The sequence below is a fragment of the Terrabacter sp. GCM10028922 genome (assembly GCF_042666095.1).
In the GTDB taxonomy this organism is placed as follows: Bacteria; Actinomycetota; Actinomycetes; order Actinomycetales; family Dermatophilaceae; genus Terrabacter.
Window position 1 is genome coordinate 272,926 of the sequence record NZ_JBHTFG010000002.1, and the last position, 20,966, is coordinate 293,891.

The following is a 20,966-nucleotide window of genomic DNA, read 5'->3' on the forward strand; positions in this document are numbered from 1 at the left end:
TCCCCGGGGGCCCTCCGCATCCCACCCGGCGGCATACGCAGAGGGGCGATCCCACAAAACGTGTGTCGTCACATTCGTGAAACAGCGATGCGGCAGGATCGACACATGAACCGTCAGGAAGAGTTCGTGCTCCGCACGATCGAAGAGCGTGACATCCGGTTCGTCCGTCTGTGGTTCACGGACGTCCTCGGCACCCTCAAGTCGGTGGCCGTCGCGCCGGCCGAGCTCGAGGGCGCCTTCGCCGAGGGCATCGGGTTCGACGGTTCGGCCATCGAGGGCTTCGCCCGCGTCTACGAGGCCGACATGCTCGCCAAGCCCGACCCGTCGACGTTCCAGATCCTGCCCTGGCGCGGCGACCCGCCCGGAACGGCGCGCATGTTCTGCGACCTCCAGCTGCCCGACGGCACCCCGAGCTTCGCCGACCCGCGTCACGTCCTCCAACGCTCGCTCACCAAGGCGGCCGACCTCGGGTTCACGTTCTACACCCATCCCGAGATCGAGTTCTTCCTGCTCGAGCAGGGCCGTGACGCCAACGGGCGGCCCATCCCGGTCGACGACGCCGGCTACTTCGACCACGTACCGCACGGCACCGGACACGACTTCCGGCGCGCCGCCATCACGATGCTCGAGAACATGGGCATCTCGGTCGAGTTCAGCCACCACGAGGGCGCGCCGGGCCAGAACGAGATCGACCTGCGCTACGCCGACGCGCTGAGCACCGCCGACAACATCCAGACCTTCCGCACGGTCGTCAAGGAGGTCGCCCTGACCCAGGGCATCTACGCGACGTTCATGCCGAAGCCGTTCACCGAGCACCCGGGCTCGGGCATGCACACGCACCTCTCGCTGTTCGAGGGCGACGCGAACGCGTTCTACGAAGCGGGCGCGCCCTACCAGCTGAGCAAGGTCGGCCGGCAGTTCATCGCCGGGCTGCTGCGGCACGGCGCCGAGATCGCGGCCGTCACGAACCAGTGGGTCAACTCCTACAAGCGCCTCTGGGGTGGCGGGGAGGCCCCGGCCCACCTCACGTGGGGACACAACAACCGCTCGGCCCTCGTGCGCGTGCCCATGCACAAGCCGAACAAGGGCCAGTCGACGCGCGTCGAGGTGCGCTCCCTCGACGCCGCGTGCAACCCCTACCTCGCCTTCGCGGTGCTCCTCGGGGCGGGCCTCAAGGGCATCGAGGAGGGCTACGAGCTGCCGCCGGAGACCGAGGACGACGTCTGGAGCCTCACCGACTCGGAGCGCCGAGCCATGGGCATCAAGCCGCTTCCGGCGTCGCTCGGGCGGGCGCTCGAGGTCATGGAGGAGAGCGAGCTCGTCGCCGACATCCTCGGCGAGCACGTCTTCGACTTCTTCCTGCGCAACAAGCGCCAGGAGTGGCTCGACTACCGTCACGAGGTCAGCCGCTTCGAGCTCGAGCGCTACCTGCCGAGGCTGTGACCGTGGCGTCGCGGCCGGTCGAGGTCGCGCCGCCCGCCGACCCAGCCCCACGCGTACGCCGGTCGCACGACCCGGCGGCTCGCACCCTCTGACACCGAACGGCTCGACCGATGTCATCTCGCACCAGCACCACCGAGGGAGCCCTGGCCCGGCTCGGCTTCGCCGACCCCAACCGGGCTGCGGGTCTCCTCGAGGACCGGGCGTTGCTGCCGCTGCGCGCAGCCGTGGCCGACGGCCACCTCGACGACCTCGTCGCGGTCATCGGCGACACCGCCGACCCCGACCAGGGGCTGCTCGGTCTCGTCCGGGTCGCGGAGTCCCTGGCGCAGCGCGGCGACCCACCACAGTGGGGCATCTCCACGTTCGCCCGTGAGCTGGCCGCGGAGGGCGTCGGCCGCGACCGGGTGATGGGGGTCCTCGGCGCCTCGACAGCCCTCGTCGACGAGCTCGTCCGCCACCCCGAGCACTGGCTCGACACGGCGCGAGCCGAACGTCGCACGGGCGAGCAGGTGCGCCACGAGGTCGTCCGGGCGGTCACCGAGGACCGCGGCGACGTGCCTCCGCTCGACGCGTTGCGCATCGCCTACCGACGCGGGCTGCTGCGCATCGCGGCACTCGACGTGACCTCCCCCGACCCGTTGGCGGAGATGCCCGCCGTCGGTGAGGCCCTCGCCGAGCTGGCCGAGGCGGCCCTGGAGGCGGCACTGGCGATCGCGCGCGAAGAGTACGGCGAGGGACACGAGGCGTGCCGCCTGGCGATCATCGGCATGGGCAAGACCGGTGGTGGTGAGCTCAACTACGTCAGCGACGTCGACGTCATCTTCGTGGCCGAGCCGGCCGACGGCGTCGACGAGGACACGGCGCTGCGCGTCGGCACGGCCCTCGCGACCGCCACCATGCGCGCGTGCTCGACGCCGACGCCCGAAGGCAGCCTGTGGCCCGTCGACGCCGCGCTGCGTCCCGAGGGCAAGCAGGGGCCGCTCGTGCGCACCATCAGCAGCCACAAGGCCTACTACGAGCGCTGGGCCAAGACGTGGGAGTTCCAGGCGCTGCTCAAGGCCTGGGTCTCGGCGGGTGACCGGGAGATCGGGCTGCGCTACAAGGCCGAGATCTCACCGATGGTGTGGGAGGCCGCCAGCCGCGACAGGTTCGTCGAGGACGTCCAGGCGATGCGACGCCGGGTGGAGCAGAACGTTCCGGCAAACGAGGCTGCCCGCCAGCTCAAGCTCGGCCCGGGCGGGCTGCGCGACGTCGAGTTCAGCGTGCAGCTGCTCCAGCTCGTCCATGGCCGAACCGACCCGAGCCTGCGGTCGGCGACGACCCTCGAGGCCCTCGCGGCGCTGGCACGTGGCGGCTACGTCGGCCGCGACGACGCGGCCACCCTCGACCGCGCCTACCGCCACCTCAGGTGCCTCGAGCACCGCATCCAGCTGCATCGTCTGCGCCGGACCCACCTCATGCCCGTGACCGAACCGGACCTTCGCCGTCTCGGCCGGGCCATGGGGCACCGCACCCATCCCGAGCAGGCCGTCGTCGCCGACCGGCAGGCGGCGGCCCGTGAGGTGCGGCGCCTGCACGAGCGTCTCTTCTACCGACCGCTGCTCGCGGCCGCCGCCAAGCTGAGCCCCACCGAGTCGCGGCTCAGCGCCGAGGCCGCCCGCCAGCGGCTGCTCGCCCTCGGCTTCCGCGACCCCGCCGGCGCGCTGCGTCACATCGAGGCCCTGACGACCGGTGTCAGCCGGCGCGCGGCGATCCAGCGCACCCTGCTCCCGGTCATGCTCGGCTGGTTCGCCGACGAGGCCGACCCGGACGCCGGCCTCCTGTCGTTCCGTCGGGTGTCCGACGAGCTCGGGACGACGCACTGGTACCTCAAGATGCTTCGCGACGAGGGCCGGGCCGCCGACCGGCTCGCGCACTGCCTCGCCCGCAGCCGCTACGCGGCCGACCTGCTCGTGCGCTCGCCCGAGAGCGTCTCGATCCTGGGCGACGACAACGGCCTGACGCCGCGCACCCGCGAGGCCCTGACGGCGACGATGCAGTCGGCGGCCGGGCGGCGCGAGTCCGCGGCCGACGCCGTCGCGGCGGTGCGCGCCATCCGGCGTCACGAGCTGCTGCGCATCGTCATGTCCGACCTCGTCGGAGTCATCGACCTGGCGGCAGTGGGGGCCGCCCTGACCGACCTGACGGGCGCGACGATCCAGGTCGCCCTCGACGCCGTCATCCAGGAGGTCGAGGCCCGCGAGGGGGCGCCGATCGGCGGCGACGTGCTGGTCGTGGGCATGGGCAGCCTCGGGGGCCGCGAGCTCGGCTACGCCTCCGACGCGGACGTCATGTTCGTCCACCAGCCGCACCCCGGGTCGACGGAGAAGGACGTCCAGGCGCGGGCGACGCTCGTGGTGCAGGAGCTGCGTCGGCTGCTGGCCGGCTCGGGGGCCGACCCCGCGCTCGGTCTCGACCCGGACCTTCGTCCCGAGGGCAAGAACGGGCCGCTCGTGCGCAGCCTCGACTCGTACCGCACCTACTACGACCGCTGGGCCCTGACGTGGGAGTTCCAAGCCCTGCTCCGTGCCACACCGATCGCCGGACCGCAACCCCTGGCGGACGCCTTCACCGAGCTCATCGACCCGCTCCGGTGGCCCGAGGGCGGTCTCGACGAGAGCCAGGTCCGCGACATCCGCACCCTCAAGGCACGCGTCGAGAGTGAACGGCTGCCGCGCGGGGCCGACCCGAGCACGCACATCAAGCTGGGTCGCGGTGGCCTGACCGACGTCGAGTGGGTGGTCCAGCTGCACCAGCTCGAGCACGCCCACGCGCACCCCGCGCTGAGGGTGGCCGGCACCATGGCGGGGCTCGATGCGCTCGGTGCCGAGGGGCTCCTGTCCACCGAGGACGTCGCGGCACTGCGGGAGGCCTGGCGCCTCGGCGCGCTCATGCGCAACGCCGGAGTCCTGTGGCGCGGAAGGCCCATCGACAGCGTCCCCTCCGACGTGCGCGACCTCGACGGGATCGGCCGGATCATGGGCCGTCCGGCGGGGGAGGGCGCGGCTCTCGCCGAGCTGTGGCGCCGGGTCGCCCGACGCTCGCGCCATGCAACTGATTTCAACTTTTACGACTCCCCACCTCGGGGTAGCGTCATCACGTGAATCCGAGCCAGGGGCAGGGCGCCAGCGTGCCGACGTACGCCGCCGTCCTCCGCGTTCCGCGGTACCTGCCGATCTTCCTGGCCAACGCCCTGTCCATGTGGGGCGACTTCATCGCGCGCGTCACGATCGCGGCGGTCGTCTACGACGTGACCGAGTCGCCGCTCGCAACGGCCACGACCCTTGCCGTCAGCCTCGTGCCGTCGTTCTTCGGGCGCAGCCTCGTCGGGCCGGTCGTGGACCGGTTCCCCTACAAGTGGGTCCTCATCTGGTCCCACCTGCTGCGCGCGACGTGCGTGCTCGGGCTGATGTGGCTCGTCCTCGCCGGCGCGTCGCTGTGGCCGATGTTCCTCGTGCTCTTCGTCCTCGAGCTGATCGGCGGCGCGTCCACCGCGTCCAACATGGTGCTGCTCACCGACCTCTTCGAGGACCGGCACCTGTATGCCCGCGCCGTCGGGCTCGGCGCGATGTCCGAGCAGTTCAACCAGGCGATCGGTCTCGCGGTGGGTGGTGCACTCGTCGCGCTCGTCGGCCCTGAGACCGGGCTCCTGTTCGACCTCATCACGTTCGTCGTCGCGGCCCTCGTCATCCTCTTCGTCGTCGAGCTGCGGCCGATCACAGGTGAACGCGGTCGCGGACTGCGCGGCTTCACCCGTGACCTCACGACGGCCGCGACAGACCTCGCCCGACACCCGGTGCTCGCCCGGCTCGTGACCCTGAGCGCCGTGGCCTGCCTCGCCATCGCGGCGCCCGAGGCGCTCGCGATCCCGATCGCCGGCCCGACCAGCTGGGGCGGCGTGCTCATGGCCTCGCCGATCGTCGGTGCGGTCGTCGGCATCCTGGTCATCGGCCGCCGCGACGTGCACCAGCAGAACCGTTCGATCGTGCCGCTGGCCCTGGCGATGCCGCTGCCTCTGCTGCTGACTGCGCTGCAACCGCCCTTGATCGTGGTTGCCGTGATCTTCTTCGCCTCCGGCATGCTCCAGGCGTTCATGGTGCCGCTGCAGGCCACCTTTGCGCTCGTCACCGAGCCGCAGCTGCGTGGGCGCATCTTCAGTCTCGCGGGGTCTGTCTCGATCGCGGCAGCGGGCGTGTCCTACCTCGCGGCCGGCTGGATCGGCCAGCACACCAACGCCTACCTCGGCGTCACGATCTGCGCGGCCGTGTGCCTCGGCCTCATCGCGGCCGTCGCGGCGACGTGGCCGCACCGACACGTACGCAGCGCCGTCGACCGCGCCTACGCGCCGACGTCCTCCTCCCACGCCGCCTGAGGGGCGCGGGGGAGGACGTCGACCGGCATCAGCTCGGCTCGGCTCGGGTCAGCGCGGCATGCCCTTCGCTGCGAGCATGGCCCGCCACGTCGTCGGCCAGGTGATGCCGGTGCCCTCGAGACCGTGGGCCCGCTGCCATGACATGAGGCGGTCCTTCGTCGTCGAGCCGAAGGTGCCCGTCGCGGTCACGCCGATGACCTTCTGCACGGTCTTGACGGCCGGCCCGGCCATGCCCGGACGCAGGACCATGCCGGACCGCGGGACCATCTCCTTGAGCAGCGCGCTGGCGCCTGCGGGAGCCTTGACGACGGCGTAGCGGGCGCACGGCCGCGGGTTGTAGGCGGCCTGTCCTGCTGACCAGTTGAGGTCGGCCGGGCGGCACGGGCCCCAGTCGACCGGGGCGACCGTCTTGGTCCAGAACGACGTCCGGCCGTGGGCGCCCTCCCACGAGAGGCTGAAGTGGATGTGGTTGCGGTGGCAGGCCGTGTCGTACGCCGACGAGGTGGTCTCGGCGCAGTTGCTGTACGGGCGCCAGCCCTCGCCCGCGCGGTACGAGCTCCACATCTTGTCGTTCCAGATGATGTACATGACGCCGAGGCGGCGGGCGTTGGCGTAGCGGTTGCCGGCGGCGTCGTACTTCAGCAGCCAGGTCAGCAGGGCGCTGGCCTCGGCGCGCTCGGTCGTGTTGCGGACGTTGAAGAAGGAGTCGACGGCTCGGCCGTCGAAGTGCTCCGACGACGGTGTCGTGGCCGACGTGCACGTGCGCGACAGTCCGTAGCTCGACCCGTAGGTCGCCTGGATGAGCTGGGCGAACTTGAGCGAGCCCGTGCGCGTACGCAGGTCGCAGCCGGTCGGCGCGACGTACGGGGACAGGCCTTCGATGGCGGCAGGCAGGCCCGTGGGCGTCGGGGGAGCGGGGGGACCGCCACCTGCCGTGGCGGCGGGCGCGACGGACGAGACGATGGCGACAGAGGCGATGGCCGACAACAAGAGGCCGACCACCCGGAAGCGTCGAGGATTGAGGACGTCGTTCATGCAGGTTCTCCGAGACGGAAGGGGACGGAATCCGCCCCCGCGCGAGCGCAGGCGGCGGGCGCGAGGGGTGTGGTGTTGTGATCCCGGGCGCGTGGAGAGAGGCCGTCAGAGGACCTGCGAACGCGGGTGCGGCACTTTAACCCATTTGTTCGCTTGATGCACATTCCCGAGCCCAGACGTGGGAACGACACGCGTGTAGTTCGTCACCTTCACGCCTTGCCGGACGGCCGGCGTCAGGAGCCGAGGATCCCGGCGGTCGCGTCGTCGCGGCGGCCCCCGAAGAAGTGGTCGAGCACCCGCGCGAACGGCTCCGCCTCCGTGGCGTCGGCCGCCGCCCTCTCGAAGAGGGTCATGGACGAACACAGCTTGGTCGCGTCGATGCCGCCGAGCACCGCGACGGGGTCGGTCGTGTCCAGCGCGTCGAGGGCGTCGGCGCACTCACGCAGCCGCGGGCCGAGGACCGGGTGGTGCAGGAAGGCACGGGCCTCCGCGAGGCCCGACACGGCATAGCGCTGGGCCGTCTCGCTGCGACCGAGGCCGGCGACCTGGGGCAGGACGAACCACATCCAGTGGCCCCGTTTCCGCCCTGCCTGCAGCTCGGCCAGGGCCGCGGCGTACGTGCCGCCCGAGTCCTGCGCGCGGACGAAACGGTCGAGGTCGTACGGATCGTCGGTCATGGACGGGACGTACCCCGCGAGGCGCGCTCAGACCGTGGGGCTCCAGCCGCGGCGGGTCGCGACGACCCAGAACACGAGGAACATGACGATCTCGTAGTACTCGGTGGCCAGGACCGAGTAGCTGACGTTCTTCGCGATGGCGAGGCCGCCGACGAGCAGACCGAGCCACATCATGGCGACGACGACCCGGTAGAACACCTGCGTCGAGTGCGGTTCGGGGGCGTCGTCCAACGCGGTCCGCAGCTTGTCGGGGAACGCGTGGCTGGCCACCGCGAAGGACAGGTTGGCGATGAGCAGCCCCGCGGCGGCGAAGTGGACGATGCCGAAGATCGACGCGCCGAACAGCGTCTGCCTGCCCGTGAGCACTCCACCGATGACGACGATGAACACTGCCTCGGCGAGCCACGAGACGACGACGAGAACGTTCGAGACGGGCTGCTGGTTCTGCCACCGGATCGCGCTCCACTGCATGAGCCTCGCGTCGAGGACCACGAACGCCACCGCCACCAGCAGGAATGCCGCGAGAACCAGCCGGAGGTTCGTCAGCATCTGCTCGCGCGTGACCGCACTTGTGGCGCCGAGGGACTCGGTCGGCGCGTCGTTGAGAACCTGGGTGAAGTTGTTCGGCACCAGAGCGACGAAGAACGCGTTGAAGCCGGCGAAGTTCAGTGAGTAGTCCTCGAGCTTCGACTGGCCCTTGTACGCGATCATGCACACGCCCGAGGCCATCAGCGCGCCGACGAAGACGTCACGCACCGGCCCCTGGTAGGAGTCGCTGATGGACTGGCGGAACGTGCCTTGGTTCCACGCCTCGAGCAGCGTCGCGACGATGAGGAACACGGCCGGCAGGGCGAGCGTCAGCCGGAGGTAGCGGTACGTCTGAAGGGCCGGTCCAGGACTGGTCTCGGGCGGTGCAACGACTCCTGCTGCCATGACAAATGACGCTACTCGCCCATCGGGCCCAGCGGCGGCCATTTCGCCCGCTCGTGAAACGACGCCAGGCGCGGACCCTCTTCGGGTCCGCGCCTGGCGACTGCGCTGCGCTTGTTCAGATGCCGATCAGATGTCGTTGAGCTCGTCGTTCGGCATCTGACTCCGCTTCGCGCCGTCAGATGTCGCTGAGCCTGTCGTTCGACATCCGACTCCGCTTCGCTCCGTCAGATGTCGAAGTACATCTCGAACTCGTGCGGGTGCGGGCGGAAGCGGATCGGGTCCACCTCGTTCTTGCGCTTGTACTCGATCCAGGCCTCGATGAGGTCCTTGGTGAACACGTCGCCCTCGAGGAGGTACTCGTGGTCGGCCTCGAGCGCGTTGAGCACCTCGGGCAGCGAGCCCGGGACCTGCTCGATCGCCGCGTGCTCCTCGGGCGGCAGCTCGTAGAGGTCCTTGTCCACGGGCTCCGGCGGCTCGATGCGGTTCTTGATGCCGTCGAGGCCGGCCATGAGCTGGGCCGCGAACGAGAGGTACGGGTTGGCCGACGGGTCCGGCACGCGGAACTCGATGCGCTTGGCCTTCGGCGAGGTGCCCGTGATCGGGATGCGCACACAGGCCGAGCGGTTGCGGGCCGAGTACACGAGGTTCACCGGAGCCTCGTAGCCCGGGACCAGACGGTGGTAGCTGTTGATCGTCGGGTTCGTGAACGCGAGCAGCGACGGGGCGTGCTTGAGCAGGCCGCCGATGTACCACCGTGCGAGGTCCGACAGGCCACCGTAGCCGCGCTCGTCGTAGAACAGCGGCTCGCCGTCCTTCCAGAGCGACTGGTGCGTGTGCATGCCCGAGCCGTTGTCACCGAAGAGCGGCTTCGGCATGAAGGTGGCCGTGCGGCCGGCCGCCCATGCCTGGTTCTTGACGACGTACTTGAACTTCATGATGTCGTCGCCGGAGTGCAGCAGCGTGTTGAACCGGTAGTTGATCTCCATCTGGCCGGCGGTGCCGACCTCGTGGTGGCTGCGCTCGACGTTGAGACCGACCTCCTTGAGCTGGAGGCAGACCTGGTCGCGGAAGTCCGCGAAGTGGTCGACGGGGGAGACGGGGAAGTAGCCACCCTTGTACCGGGTCTTGTAGCCCTTGTTGCCGCCCTCCTCCTCGCGACCGGTGTTCCACGCCGCCTCGATGGAGTCGATGTAGTAGTAGCCGGCGTTCTGCCTCGTCTCGAAGCGCACGTCGTCGAAGACGTAGAACTCGGCCTCGGCGCCGAAGTAGGCGGTGTCGGCGATGCCCGTCGACTTGAGGTACTCCTCGGCCTTGCTCGCGATGTTGCGCGGGTCGCGGCTGTAACGCTCGTCGGTGAACGGGTCGAGGATCGAGAAGTTCATGACCAGCGTCTTCTCGACGCGGTACGGGTCGACGAACCCCGTCGCGGGGTCCGGCACGAGCTTCATGTCGGACTCGTGGATCGCCTGGAACCCGCGGATCGAGGACCCGTCGAACATCTGACCGACGGTGAAGAAGTCCTTGTCGACCGACTCAGCCGGCACGTTGAAGTGCTGCATGACACCGGGCAGATCGCAGAACCGAATGTCGACGAACTTGACGTCCTCGTCCTTGATGAACTTGAGGACCTCGTCAGCTGAGCTGAACATTCAACCTCCTGATGTGGGGCGAGGTCGCCCGTGATCGCGGGCCCGAAGGGCATCGCAGATCGAGGACGGCCTCGTGCTGTCGGTGACGACACTATCGACAACCCATTACTCGGCAGTGACCCCAATGTTTCGCGGGTGTTACGGGACGGGCAGCCCCGGGCAAAGCACCGCGTTCGTGTCTCGTTACGCTGGTGCCGTGGTGGACCGCAAGGACTTCAGCTCGTGGCTCGAGGGCCCGCGCGCACGCACGAGCGCCCAGGAGGAGTACCGCGGCCGTGACCTCGGTCTGCCGCCCAGCGGCCCGGGCTCGATCGCCGGCTTCGGCATCCGCCTCGTGGGCGTGCTGATCGACTGGGGGATCGCGGCGCTCATCGCGCGTGGGATCTTCTCGGTGCCGCTGCCGTTCGCGCAGCCGCCGGCGACGGGGGGTCAGAACTTCGTGGTGCTCGGCGTCTTCTCCGTCATGCACCTGCTGCTCGTGGGCACGATCGGCTACACCATCGGCCACCGCATCGTGGGCCTGCAGGTGCAGTCCCTCGGCGGCGCTCGCGTCATGCCCGTCCAGGCCGTCGTGCGCACGATCCTGCTGTGCCTCTTCATCCCCGCCGTCGTCTGGGACCGCGACGGCCGCGGCCTGCACGACAAGGTGCCCGGCACCGTCATCGTGCGCACCCGCTGACGCCGACACCAGCGACGAGCGACCTCGCCGTATGCGGAAGGGCGGGCTCCCCGGGGAGCCCGCCCTTCCGCATACGCCTGGATCACATGCAGATCACTTGCCGCGCAAGGCCTTCCGGTCCATGCGGGCACGCATCGGGTCGACGCCGGGCGGCAGGGGGGCGCGCAGCCCACCGAGGGCCTTGAGGCGCTTGTTGACCAAGGCCATCTCGTCCTTGGTGATCTGCGGCTTGAGGCGCTGCACCTTGCTGGCGAGCTTCGGCAGGGGCACCTCGTCGTCGCCGCTGCCGACCCGCAGGGTGGTGATGGGCACGCCCGGAGCGACGCGCTCGACGCGCTTCCTCTCGGCCGCCAGCAGCTTCTGGACACGGCCCGTCGGGCCCTCGCCGACGAGCACGACGCCCGGACGGCCGAGGGCGCGGTAGACCATCGCGGCAGAGCTGATGTCACCCGCGCGGGCGACATCGGCGGCGACGGGCTCGCGGTCGGTGTACCAGCCGCGGCGGATCGAGGTCAGGGCGGCGCCGGCCGCACCCGCCTGGCCCTCGATCTGGCTGTACGCGGCGCGCTCCGCCCGACGGCTCATGACGATCGTCGCGGCGAGGATGCCGAAGAGCACCCCGAAGGCACCGAGGATCCACGGGAGCTTGACGAGGAAGCCGACGACGAGCAGCACCCCGAAGACGACGAGGAACGACAGCAGCATGTACCAGCCGATGAGCCGGTCAGCCCGCCTGGAGACCCGGTAGACCTCGAGGATCTGGGAAAGCCGGCCCTGCTTCTTCTCCTGTGGCGTGCTTGTCGCGTCGCCGTCCTTGTTGCGTGCCATGGTGCTCAGGATACGGCGCTCTGCGCACGCGCCACCAACGACGCCGCCTCTTGGCGGGCGGGCGACTCGGCCGCCTCGGCGAGGTGGGACAGGTGGGCGGGGATCTCGCGGCCCCACTTGCGCATGGCCGTCGCCCAGAGGCGCCCGGCGCGGTACGACGAGCGCACGAGCGGACCGGCCATGACGCCCTTGAAGCCGATCCCCTCGGCGACCTCGGACCAGTGGACGAACTCCTCCGGCTTGACCCACCGGTCGATCGGGTGGTGCAGCTTGGAAGGCCGGAGGTACTGGGTGATCGTGAGGATGTCGCAGCCGGCGTCGTGGAGGTCGCGGATGGCCTCCTCGATCTCGGTGCCGGTCTCGCCCATGCCGAGGATGAGGTTCGACTTGGTCACGAGCTGAGCCTCGCGGGCCATCGAGATGACCCTGAGCGACTTCTCGTAGGTGAACGCGGGACGGATGCGGCGGAAGATGCGCGGCACCGTCTCGAGGTTGTGCGCGAACACCTCGGGGCGCGCGTCGAAGACCTGCCCGACGAGCTCGGGCTTGGCGCCGAAGTCGGGCGGCAGGATCTCGACGCCCGTGTTGGGGTTGAGCAGGTGGATCTGGCGGATCGTCTCGGCGTACAGCCCGGCGGCGCCGTCGGGCTGGTCGTCGCGCGCGACGCCCGTGACGGTGGAGTAGCGCAGGGCCATCTGACGCACCGACTCGGCCACGCGGCGCGGCTCGTCGAGGTCGAGGTCGGTGGGGCGGCCCGTCGCGATGTCGCAGAAGTCGCAACGGCGGGTGCACACGTCACCGCCGATGAGGAACGTGGCCTCCTTGTCCTCCCAGCACTCGAAGATGTTGGGGCAGCCGGCCTCCTGGCACACCGTGTGCAGGCCCTCGGACTTCACCATGGAGTGGAGGGCGGTGTACTCGGGGCCCATCTTCGCGGTCGTCCGGATCCAGGACGGCTTGCGTTCGATGGGGGTCTCGGCGTTGCGCGCCTCGACGCGCAGCAGACGACGGCCGTCGGGAACGACAGACACACGGGCTCCTTGGTCGGGATTTGCTGCTCCGGACAGGTTACGCCTCCCTGACAACGCCCCCGACCACGCGCGTATGCCGTCCGGTGGCCTCGCGCTACCGCGCCAGGTGCGCGCGGACCTGGTCCGGTGGCCTCGCGCTACCGCGCCAGGTGCGCGCGGACCTGCTCGAGACGGCCGAGCAGGAAGGCACGCTCGACCTCGTTGCCGGCCAGGGCGGACGCCTCCTCGTACGCGAGGGCCGCGTCGTCCCAGGCCTCGAGCCGGCGGAGGAGGTCGGCGCGGGTCGCGCTGACGTAGGGGTAGGTGGCGACGGCTGGGTCGGTCAGGAGCGGCTCGAGCGCGACCAGCCCGGCCTCGGGCCCGTCGCGCAGCCCGACGGCCACGGCGCGGCCGAGCGCGACGACCGGCGATGGCCAGAGGCGCAGGAGCACGTCGTAGAGGCCGACCACCTCACCCCAGTCGGTTCGCTCCCACGTGGGTGCCTCCGCGTGCACGGCGGCGATCGCGGCCTCCACGGCGAAGCGGTCGGGCGGCGCCTGCACCAGGGCTTGTGCGACGAGGCCGGTGCCCTCGGCGATGAGCTCGCGGTCCCACCGGGCACGGTCCTGGTCGGCGAGGAGCACGAGACTGCCGTGTTCGACCCGGGTGTCACGTCGCGCCTGCGCAAGCAGCATCAGGGCCAGCAAGCCGGTCACACTCGCCTCGTCAGGGAGCAGACGGTGCAGCATCCTGCCCATGTCGACGGCGACGTCGACGAGGTGCTCGCGCACGAGCTCGGGCCCGCTGGGTGCGGTGTGCCCGGTCGTGAAGACGAGGTGCACGACATCGGTGACCGGTCCCAGACGGGCCGGCAGCTCGTCACGGGACGGGACCCGGTACGGGATACGCGCCGCGGCGATCTTCCTCTTCGCCCGCGTGATGCGCGCCGCCATCGTCGACTCCTGCACGAGGAAGGCGCGCGCGACGTCGGCCGTGGACAGTCCGCACACGAGCCGCAGGGTGAGCGCCACCTGGGCCTCGGGCGAGAGCGCCGGGTGGCAGCAGGTGAAGACGAGGCGCAGGCGGTCGTCGGGGACCGGTCCGGGCGTGACGGCATACGGGCTCGGCGGTTCCTCGTCGATGACGAGCTGGGGGAGGAGTCGCCGGCCGTGTGCCTCGCGGCGCACGACGTCGCGGGCTCGGTTGCCGGCGACCGTCGTGAGCCATGCGCCGGGTCGCCGGGGAATGCCGTCGACGGGCCACGTCTCGAGGGCGCGTGCGAAAGCGTCCTGCGTGCACTCCTCGGCGAGGTCGAGGTCGCGGGTGACCCTTGCGGTGGCGGCGAGGACGCGCGCCCACTCCTCGCGGTGGACGCGCGCGAGCGCCGTGGCGACCTCGGATGGCGGTGCGGCGGCCACGGCCACGCCTCAACCGTGGTCCACGATCGGGCGCACCTCGATCGCGCCGTGCTGCTCGCGCAGCTCGGGGAGCAGCCGGGCGGCCGCCACGGCTGCGTCGAGATCGGGCGCGTCGACGAGGTAGAAGCCGCCGAGCGCCTCCTTCGTCTCCATGAATGGGCCGTCGGTCACGGCGGGGGCGTCGCTGCCAGTGGCCCGGAGCGTCGTCGCCGTCGTCACCGACTCCAGCTCGGCGCCGAGGCGGTAGCCGTCGCCGACCGCGGCCCTGAACGCGGCGTGTCCCGCGCCCTTGACGTCGAGCTCGGCCGGCGTCTGCGCGTCCCACTCCTGCTCGCTGCCATAGATGAGGATGAGGTACTTGGCCATGTGCGGGTCTCCTTCGTCCGGCGCCGGGCTCTCCGGCTACCTGTACGACGAACGGCTCCGGCCCGGATCGACAGGACGGCGAAAACGCCTCAGGTGACGTCGCGCCGGCGGAACGCCACGACCGCCGCCGCGAGGACGAGTGAGCCGAGGACGAGCAGGTAGACCCAGCCGTGGGTGTACGACAGAGTCTGCTCCGCATAGGTGCAGCGGTCGGCGGTGCAGGTCTCCGCGGGGTAGATGTAGCCCTTCTCGAGGAACGCGTTCAGGTTGGGGACGACGGCCCACGGGACGAGGTTGCCCTGGAACAGCGTGTGGACGGCGACGCCCTCGACGAGCACGAGGTAGCCGAGGAGAGTCCCGATGACGGCCGCCGTGTGGCGGATCAGGAGACCCAGGGCGGCGCCCACGACTCCGGCGAACAGGGCGACGAGGACCGCGCGCACCGCGAGCTGCCCGAGCGGCTCGCCCGGTGACGGCGGCTCGGGCAGCTGCAGGTCGGAGCCCGGACGGTTGATCGTCGCGACCATGCGTGCGCCGACGACGAGCAACCCGACGGCGACCGAGGCGATCGCCACGGCACCGATGCCTGCCGCGACGACCTTGCTGGCCGCGACCTGCATCCGTCGCGGCTTGAACGTCAGCCAGTTGCCCATCGAACCGGTCGTGAACTCGGCCGCGACGAAGCTGCCCATGAGGAGAAGCAGCAGGAAGGTCAGGACGGAGGCGAGCGGGGGCATGGCCGACACGGTGATGGTCTCGGCCACGGGCACGACGATGCCCATGTCCTCCATCGTGGGCGTGTGCACCTCGCCCATGGTCGAGCACCCGAAGTCGAGCGACTGGTCGCCGCTGCGGTCACGCTCCTGCTGCTGCGCGTCCTGGCAGTCCTTGATCATCTGGGGGAGCTGGTCCTTCGTCTGCTCCGCCTGGCGCTTCGAGTCCTCGAGCATGATCTTGTAGTTGTCGAGCTGCTGGGCGAGCCGCTCGGGCGTGGAGGAGTTGTACGCGTTGTAGACCATCGCGACGACGAAGAGCACCACGCCGGCGAGGACCGCCTTCGTGAGACGGCGCCACCACAGACGGCGCAGCTCCACGCCGACGAGGCCGGCGAAGGACGTGCCGGAGGGCCGCAGCTCGCTGCGCGGCCGGGAGTCGGTGCTGACGAGCGTGTCGCTCATGCCGCGCCCCCTGTCGCCTGGCCGCCGGCGGCCCGGTCGGCATCGCTCCCGAGGCCCTGGTCGGCCGTCAGCGCGAGGAACGCCGACTCGAGGTCCGGGCGGATCGGGACGAGCTCGCTCACGTAGAGGCCGTGGCCGGCGAGCGCCCGGGTCACGGCGGACGGGTCCTCCACGCCCACGACGAGGTACTGGCCGTCGCGGGTCGGGGTGAAGCCCTCGTCGCGGAGCACCTGCTCGGCGCGGTCCGGTGCCGCGACCCCGACGCGAACCTGCGCCACTCCGGACCCGCCGAGGATGTCGCCCACGGCGCCCTCGGCCAGCAGCGCCCCGTGCCCGATGATCGACACCGTGTCGGCGACCTGCTCGACCTCGGCAAGGATGTGGGAGCTGACGAGCACCGTCTTGCCTTGCGCGCCAAGCGATCTCATCGTGTCACGCACCTCGCGGATGCCTGCCGGGTCGAGACCGTTGGTGGGCTCGTCGAAGATCAGCAGCTCCGGGTCCTTGAGAAGCGTGGCCGCGATCGCCAGGCGCTGCTTCATGCCGAGCGAGAACCCGGCATACCGGTCACGGCCGCGGTCCGCGAGGTGGGTGGCCTCGAGCACCTCGTCGACGCGGTGGCGCGGGGCGCCGATGGCTCCGGCGAGCAGCACGAGGTTCTGGCGCGCGGAGAAGGCCGGGAAGAACTTCGGGGACTCGACGATGGCCCCGACGCGGTCGATGACCTGCGGGAGGCGGCGGGGTACCGCCTCGCCGAAGAGCTCGGCGGTGCCGGAGTCGGGGCGGACGAGACCCAACAGCATCCGGATCGTCGTCGTCTTGCCCGAGCCGTTCGGCCCCAGGAACGCGTGGACCCCGCCGTGGGGCACGGCCATCGACAGGCCCTGGACGGCGACCCGGCGTGAGCCCCGGCTCACGTACGTCTTGCGTAGGTTGGTGGTGCGGACGGCGACGTCCATCGATCCCCCTGGTTCGACCGGTGTGTGATCGACACCCTAGGGGGTGGAGCAGGCTCAGGCGAGGACGCGCCGGTTGGGTTGCAACGTCGGCAGGATGTCGGCCAGGTGCTTCTCGATGTGGGGGAGCACCTCGGTGACGGGGACGTCGCGGCCCAGCTCGAACGAGAGCGAGGTGACGCCGGCGTCGAGGATCCCGCAGGGGATGATGACGTCGCCCCAGGAGAGGTCCGGGTTGGCGTTGAACGCGAAGCCGTGCATCGCGACCTGCCGGCTGACGCGGATGCCGATGGCCCCGATCTTGCGTCGGGGCCCGCGGTCGTCGGCGGCGATCCACGTGCCGCTCTCGCCCTCGACGCGCCCGGCCTCGACCCCGAAGTCGGCGCACACGCGGATCATCATCTCCTCGATGTGGCGCACGTAGCCGACGACGTCGATCGGGGCTGGGAGCCGGACGATCGGGTAGCCCGTGATCTGGCCCGGCCCGTGCCACGTGATCTTGCCACCGCGGTCGACGTCGATGACCGGCGTGCCGTCGTTCGGCCGCTCCTGCGGCTCGGTGCGCTTGCCCGCCGTGTAGACGGCTCGGTGCTCGAGCAGGTAGACGGTGTCGGGCTCCTCGCCCGCGACCACCTTCGCGTGGGTCTCGCGCTGGACCTGCCAAGCCTGCTCGTAGTCGACGAAGTCGGGGTCGAGGCCGAGGTGCACGAAGCGCATGCGGCCACCCTACGCCGGGCGGCATACGATGCCGGAATGCCGTCTGCCGAGCCGTCCACGTCCACCTCCCTGCGCGTCGGCCTCGTCGGCTACGGCTCCGCCGGCCGTGGCATCCACGCGCCGCTCCTCGTGCGCGCCGGGCTGACCGTGGCCGTCGTCTCCACGTCGAACGCGACTCGCGCAGAGGAGGTACGCGCCGACCTGCCCGGCACCGAGGTCGTGCCCGACCTCGAGGCACTGCTCGCAGTCGACGGCCTCGACCTCGTCGTGCTGGCATCGCCGAGCGGCGTGCACGCCGAACAGGCCGAGCAGGTCATCGAGGCCGGCCTTCCGCTCGTCGTCGACAAGCCGCTGGCCGTCGACGCGAGCCGGGCGCTCGACGTCGTCGACCTGGCAGCCCACCACGGCGTGCCGCTCACCGTGTTCAACAACCGCCGCTTCGACCCCGAGCTCGCTGCGCTGCGCACGGTGCGCGACGAAGGGCTCGTCGGGCAGATCTGGCGGGCCGAGTACCGGTGGGACCGTTGGCGTCCCGAGCCGCGGCGGCGCTGGCGTGAGCAGGCGCTCGCTGAGGAGGGGGGCGGCCTTCTGCTCGACCTGCAGAGCCACCTCGTCGACCAGGCCGTGCTGCTCCACGGCGAGGTCGAGTCGGTCTACGCCGAGGTGGACGCCCGCACGACCGTCGCCGAGGACGACACCTTCCTGGCCTGCCGTCACACCTCCGGCGTCGTCAGCCACGTCATGTCGAGCTCGGTCAACGGCGCTCCCGGGCCACGGGCACGGGTCAACGGGTCCACCGGGTCGTTCGTCATCGGACGGCAGTTCGATGCGGTCAGCTCGTTCACCGAGTTCGAGAACGACGGCGACGCCGTCGGCTGGATCGTGCGCGGTGACGAGCGAGTGCCCGGGCCCGTCGTCACCGACGCCGACCAGGCCGACTTCTACCGGGGCGTCGCCGCGGCCTTGGCGGGCTCGGACCCGCAGGCGATGATGCCCGTCGACCCGCGTGACGCCGTGCACGTGCTCGCCGTCATCGACGCGGCGCGGACCAGCGCGCGTGGCGGCCGCGTCGTCGAGGTGGTGACGCCAGGCCAGACCCCCTGAGCCGGCACATCAGGGCCTGTGGATGATGCGCCCGCGACCGGACCGGCCCTTGGTTGCATGGGCGGGTGATCGACGACCAGCAGCACGTGCCCGGCCGTGACGGCGCGGACGACAGCCGCACCTCGGTGGCCGAGCGTCCCGACGTGCCGGGCCACCGACTCGACGCCGTCCTCGGAACGGGCGGCTCTGCCGTCGTGTGGTCCGGGGTGGATGCCACCGGGCGCCGGGTGGCGATCAAGATCCCGCACCGGTGCCGCGACGAGGTCGACGCCCGTCAGGCGCTCGTCGAGCAGCAGGTGCTGATGGCCGTCCGGCACGACCATCTCGTCCCCCTGCGCGCCGTCGTGCCCCTCGGCGACGGACGCGATGCCCTCGTCTTCGACCTCGTCCGTGGCGCCGTGCTCCGCGGCATGGTCGGCAGCCGCGGGCACCTGCGCCCCGGTGAGGTGGTCACGGTGCTCACGCCGATCTGCGAGGCCGTCGCTCACCTGCACTCGGCCGGTGGCCTGCACGGCGACATCTCGCCGTCCAACATCACGGTGACGGCCGAGGGCCTGCCGCTCCTGCTCGACCTCGGGGCGGCGCGGGTCGCCGGTCACGAGCTGGGCGAGGTCCACGGCACACCGGGATTCGTCGCACCCGAGGTGCGGCTGGGGTCAGAACCGGGGGAGGCCGCGGACGTGTACGCGCTCGGCGCCGTCGCATGGTTCTGCGCGACGGGCAACGGGGCACCCGACACGATGATGCGGCTCGACCCCGAGACCGTGCTCAGCCATGTCGGGCCCGAGCTCGCCGACGTCGTCGGCGCGTGCATCGACCCGGAGCCGGAGAGGCGGCCGAGCGCGGCCGAGCTCGCGCGGCGCTTCTACGACGCGGTCACCGCCGAGCCCATCGAGGTCGTCGTGGGCGCCGACGAGGCTTCGGCCCTGACGCATCGCCTGCGCGCCCAGGCGGGTCGCCAGGCACCGGACCCGGCATCCGTGTCGCGCCAGGGATGGCGGCGTCGGTTCGGCAGCTGGATGCGCGGCCGGGCCCGTCGATGGCCCCGCCGCATCGCTACCGCAGCGCTCGTCGCCATCCCCGTGCTCGCGGCCGCAGGCTGGGCCCTGGCGGCACGGGTCTCCCACGTGCCGCCGACGGGCCCGGACCAGCACTCGACGAGCCGGCCCGCCGCAGCCGCCTCACCGACGTCGCCCCGCCCGACACCCACATCGACATCCGGGCCGTTGTCGGTGGACCGGCTGCTCCGCGACCCGGCCAGCCCCTCGGCCCACCCAGAGGACCTTCTCCAGGTGCTCAGCGACCGGCGCTGCTCGGCTCTGCTCGCTCGCGACACCACGGCGCTCGAGGCCGTTCACTCCACGCGGTCGCCGAGCGCGGCCAGCGACCGCGCGCTCGTCGCGAGACTCCTGGAGTCACAGGTGCGCTGGACCGGTCTCCGGCTCGAGGTGGCCGAGTCGGCCTTCGTGTCGGGCAGCCCCACGAAGGCCGTGCTGCGCGCCCGCGTCGACTGGACGGCATACGTGGTCGTGTCGAGCGACGGCACCAGGACCGGGCGGCCGCCCGACGCGGGGCGCCCGCTCGACTTCTCCCTGACGCGCACCGTCAGGGGGTGGCGCATCACGTCGATCAGCGACGCACCAGCCACCTGACGGCACCCTCGAGGTCGGGGTGCTCGAACGTGAAGCCCGAGGCCACCAGCCCGGCCGGCTCGACCCGCTGGCTCGCGAGCACGTAGTCGGCGAACTCCCCGATGACCGCGCGCAGCGCCACGCGCGGTGCGGGCACGACAGCTGGGCGCGACAGCGCGCGGCCGATCATGGCGGCGATCTCCATCTGCCGTGAGGCTTCCGGTGCGGCGAGGTTGAACGGCCCGACGAGCTCGCTGTGGTCGAGCAGGTGGGTGATCGCGCGGGTTTCGTCGACGAGCGTGATCCACGGCCACCACTCGCGGCCCGTGCCCATCGGCCCGCCGAGCCCGAGCCGGCCGAGCCGGAGGATCGGCTGGAACGCGCCGCCCTCCAGGGCCATGACGAGGCCGCTGCGGGTGAACGCCACCGGGACACCGGCGTCGATCGCGGGCTGCGCCGCCCCCTCCCAGCGCGCGACGACGCCGGCGAGGAAGTCCTGGCCGGGAGCGCTGGCCTCGGTGAGGACCTCGTCCCCGCGGTCGCCGTAGTAGCCGACCGCCGAGGCGTTCACGAGACGGATGGCGGCACCGGTGCGCGTGTGGTGCGCGGTCAGAGCCTGGGCGATCGTGCCCGTGGCGTCGGTGCGCGAGCGCTCCACCTCGCGTTTGTGCTCGGCGTTCCAGCGGCGGTCGCCGATACCGATGCCGGCGAGGTTGACGACCGCGTCGACGCCGTCGAGCGCCCCCAGGGCGAGCCGGCCTCGCGAGGGATCCCACTGGATCTCGTCCGGAGCCGATGATGGACGGCGCACGAGGCGCACCACCTCGTCACCGCGCTCGAGCAGGTGACGACGAAGCGCGCCGCCGATCAGGCCGGACGAGCCGGTGATGGCGACGCGCTTCGTCATGGTCTGCTCCTGACGCCCGTGCGA

The 20,966-nt window shown here is 71.2% G+C and carries 18 protein-coding genes; 6 read left to right on the forward strand and 12 right to left on the reverse strand.

Annotated elements, in window-relative coordinates; genetic code table 11:
- Positions 1-105: 105 nt before the first annotated feature.
- From glnA (ACFQU3_RS02695) to ACFQU3_RS02705, 3 genes are all read left to right on the forward strand, one after another.
- Complete coding sequence (gene glnA, locus ACFQU3_RS02695) at positions 106-1,443, forward strand: type I glutamate--ammonia ligase (protein WP_385906088.1); 1,338 nt, start codon at positions 106-108, stop codon at positions 1,441-1,443.
- Positions 1,444-1,553: 110 nt separating this feature from the next.
- A complete protein-coding gene (locus ACFQU3_RS02700; protein WP_385906090.1) occupies positions 1,554-4,586 on the forward strand; it encodes a bifunctional [glutamine synthetase] adenylyltransferase/[glutamine synthetase]-adenylyl-L-tyrosine phosphorylase in 3,033 nt (1,010 codons plus the stop codon).
- Complete coding sequence (locus ACFQU3_RS02705) at positions 4,583-5,854, forward strand: MFS transporter (protein WP_385906093.1); 1,272 nt, start codon at positions 4,583-4,585, stop codon at positions 5,852-5,854. Before ACFQU3_RS02700 ends, ACFQU3_RS02705 begins: the two co-directional genes overlap by 4 nt.
- 48 nt (positions 5,855-5,902) lie before the next feature.
- On the opposite strand, the gene ACFQU3_RS02710 is transcribed toward ACFQU3_RS02705, so the two are convergent.
- The 4 genes from ACFQU3_RS02710 to glnA (ACFQU3_RS02725) form a co-directional block, all read right to left on the reverse strand.
- The gene (locus ACFQU3_RS02710; protein WP_385906096.1) at positions 5,903-6,889 is read right to left on the reverse strand and encodes a peptidoglycan-binding protein; all 987 of its coding nucleotides are present in this window, start codon (positions 6,887-6,889) and stop codon (positions 5,903-5,905) included.
- 233 nt (positions 6,890-7,122) lie between these two features.
- On the reverse strand, positions 7,123-7,566 hold the full coding sequence (locus ACFQU3_RS02715; RefSeq protein WP_385906099.1) for a DUF1810 domain-containing protein: 444 nt from the start codon (positions 7,564-7,566) through the stop codon (positions 7,123-7,125).
- A 27-nt stretch (positions 7,567-7,593) separates the two neighbouring features.
- A complete protein-coding gene (locus ACFQU3_RS02720; protein WP_385906101.1) occupies positions 7,594-8,499 on the reverse strand; it encodes a hypothetical protein in 906 nt (301 codons plus the stop codon).
- A gap of 224 nt (positions 8,500-8,723) precedes the next feature.
- Entirely contained in the window at positions 8,724-10,148 is a 1,425-nt protein-coding gene (glnA, locus tag ACFQU3_RS02725; RefSeq protein ID WP_385906102.1) for a type I glutamate--ammonia ligase, read from the reverse strand.
- A gap of 196 nt (positions 10,149-10,344) precedes the next feature.
- Here glnA (ACFQU3_RS02725) and ACFQU3_RS02730 point away from each other — a divergent pair, with 196 nt between their 5' ends.
- Entirely contained in the window at positions 10,345-10,827 is a 483-nt protein-coding gene (locus tag ACFQU3_RS02730; RefSeq protein WP_385906106.1) for an RDD family protein, read from the forward strand.
- A gap of 93 nt (positions 10,828-10,920) precedes the next feature.
- Here the strand turns inward: ACFQU3_RS02730 and ACFQU3_RS02735 are convergent, their stop codons facing one another.
- The 7 genes from ACFQU3_RS02735 to lipB form a co-directional block, all read right to left on the reverse strand.
- Entirely contained in the window at positions 10,921-11,655 is a 735-nt protein-coding gene (locus ACFQU3_RS02735) for a DUF4191 domain-containing protein (protein ID WP_385906109.1), read from the reverse strand.
- Positions 11,656-11,660: 5 nt separating this feature from the next.
- Entirely contained in the window at positions 11,661-12,686 is a 1,026-nt protein-coding gene (gene lipA / locus ACFQU3_RS02740; RefSeq protein WP_385906112.1) for a lipoyl synthase, read from the reverse strand.
- Between the two features lie 137 nt (positions 12,687-12,823).
- The gene (locus tag ACFQU3_RS02745) at positions 12,824-14,089 is read right to left on the reverse strand and encodes an RNA polymerase sigma factor (RefSeq protein WP_385906115.1); all 1,266 of its coding nucleotides are present in this window, start codon (positions 14,087-14,089) and stop codon (positions 12,824-12,826) included.
- Between the two features lie 3 nt (positions 14,090-14,092).
- Complete coding sequence (locus tag ACFQU3_RS02750; RefSeq protein ID WP_385906117.1) at positions 14,093-14,449, reverse strand: YciI family protein; 357 nt, start codon at positions 14,447-14,449, stop codon at positions 14,093-14,095.
- An 89-nt stretch (positions 14,450-14,538) separates the two neighbouring features.
- Positions 14,539-15,627 carry a hypothetical protein gene (locus tag ACFQU3_RS02755; RefSeq protein WP_385906120.1) on the reverse strand — a complete coding sequence of 363 codons (1,089 nt, stop codon included), beginning with the start codon at positions 15,625-15,627 and terminating at the stop codon, positions 14,539-14,541.
- Complete coding sequence (locus ACFQU3_RS02760; RefSeq protein WP_385906122.1) at positions 15,624-16,586, reverse strand: ABC transporter ATP-binding protein; 963 nt, start codon at positions 16,584-16,586, stop codon at positions 15,624-15,626. The genes ACFQU3_RS02755 and ACFQU3_RS02760 overlap by 4 nt, the downstream gene beginning before the upstream one ends.
- Positions 16,587-16,640: 54 nt before the next feature.
- Positions 16,641-17,300 carry a lipoyl(octanoyl) transferase LipB gene (gene lipB, locus ACFQU3_RS02765; protein ID WP_385906125.1) on the reverse strand — a complete coding sequence of 220 codons (660 nt, stop codon included), beginning with the start codon at positions 17,298-17,300 and terminating at the stop codon, positions 16,641-16,643.
- Between the two features lie 36 nt (positions 17,301-17,336).
- On the opposite strand from lipB, the gene ACFQU3_RS02770 reads away from it, so the two are divergent.
- Together ACFQU3_RS02770 and ACFQU3_RS02775 are read left to right on the forward strand one after the other, a co-directional pair.
- Complete coding sequence (locus tag ACFQU3_RS02770) at positions 17,337-18,404, forward strand: Gfo/Idh/MocA family protein (RefSeq protein WP_385906128.1); 1,068 nt, start codon at positions 17,337-17,339, stop codon at positions 18,402-18,404.
- A 65-nt stretch (positions 18,405-18,469) separates the two neighbouring features.
- Positions 18,470-20,056 carry a serine/threonine-protein kinase gene (locus tag ACFQU3_RS02775; protein ID WP_385906131.1) on the forward strand — a complete coding sequence of 529 codons (1,587 nt, stop codon included), beginning with the start codon at positions 18,470-18,472 and terminating at the stop codon, positions 20,054-20,056.
- Here ACFQU3_RS02775 and ACFQU3_RS02780 read toward each other — a convergent pair.
- The gene (locus ACFQU3_RS02780) at positions 20,034-20,942 is read right to left on the reverse strand and encodes a TIGR01777 family oxidoreductase (RefSeq protein ID WP_385906134.1); all 909 of its coding nucleotides are present in this window, start codon (positions 20,940-20,942) and stop codon (positions 20,034-20,036) included. The genes ACFQU3_RS02775 and ACFQU3_RS02780 overlap by 23 nt on opposite strands.
- Between the last annotated feature and the right edge of the window lie 24 nt (positions 20,943-20,966).

Excerpts from the sequence above, each read along its gene's own strand:
- glnA (WP_385906088.1), top strand. The coding sequence starts at position 106 with ATGAACCGTCAGGAAGAGTTCGTGCTCCGCACGATCGAAGAGCGTGAC.
- ACFQU3_RS02700 (WP_385906090.1), top strand. The coding sequence starts at position 1,554 with ATGTCATCTCGCACCAGCACCACCGAGGGAGCCCTGGCCCGGCTCGGC.
- ACFQU3_RS02710 (WP_385906096.1), bottom strand. The coding sequence starts at position 6,889 with ATGAACGACGTCCTCAATCCTCGACGCTTCCGGGTGGTCGGCCTCTTG.
- ACFQU3_RS02715 (WP_385906099.1), bottom strand. The coding sequence starts at position 7,566 with ATGACCGACGATCCGTACGACCTCGACCGTTTCGTCCGCGCGCAGGAC.
- ACFQU3_RS02720 (WP_385906101.1), bottom strand. The coding sequence starts at position 8,499 with ATGGCAGCAGGAGTCGTTGCACCGCCCGAGACCAGTCCTGGACCGGCC.
- glnA (WP_385906102.1), bottom strand. The coding sequence starts at position 10,148 with ATGTTCAGCTCAGCTGACGAGGTCCTCAAGTTCATCAAGGACGAGGAC.
- ACFQU3_RS02735 (WP_385906109.1), bottom strand. The coding sequence starts at position 11,655 with ATGGCACGCAACAAGGACGGCGACGCGACAAGCACGCCACAGGAGAAG.
- ACFQU3_RS02750 (WP_385906117.1), bottom strand. The coding sequence starts at position 14,449 with ATGGCCAAGTACCTCATCCTCATCTATGGCAGCGAGCAGGAGTGGGAC.
- ACFQU3_RS02755 (WP_385906120.1), bottom strand. The coding sequence starts at position 15,627 with ATGAGCGACACGCTCGTCAGCACCGACTCCCGGCCGCGCAGCGAGCTG.
- ACFQU3_RS02760 (WP_385906122.1), bottom strand. The coding sequence starts at position 16,586 with ATGGACGTCGCCGTCCGCACCACCAACCTACGCAAGACGTACGTGAGC.
- lipB (WP_385906125.1), bottom strand. The coding sequence starts at position 17,300 with ATGCGCTTCGTGCACCTCGGCCTCGACCCCGACTTCGTCGACTACGAG.
- ACFQU3_RS02770 (WP_385906128.1), top strand. The coding sequence starts at position 17,337 with ATGCCGTCTGCCGAGCCGTCCACGTCCACCTCCCTGCGCGTCGGCCTC.
- ACFQU3_RS02780 (WP_385906134.1), bottom strand. The coding sequence starts at position 20,942 with ATGACGAAGCGCGTCGCCATCACCGGCTCGTCCGGCCTGATCGGCGGC.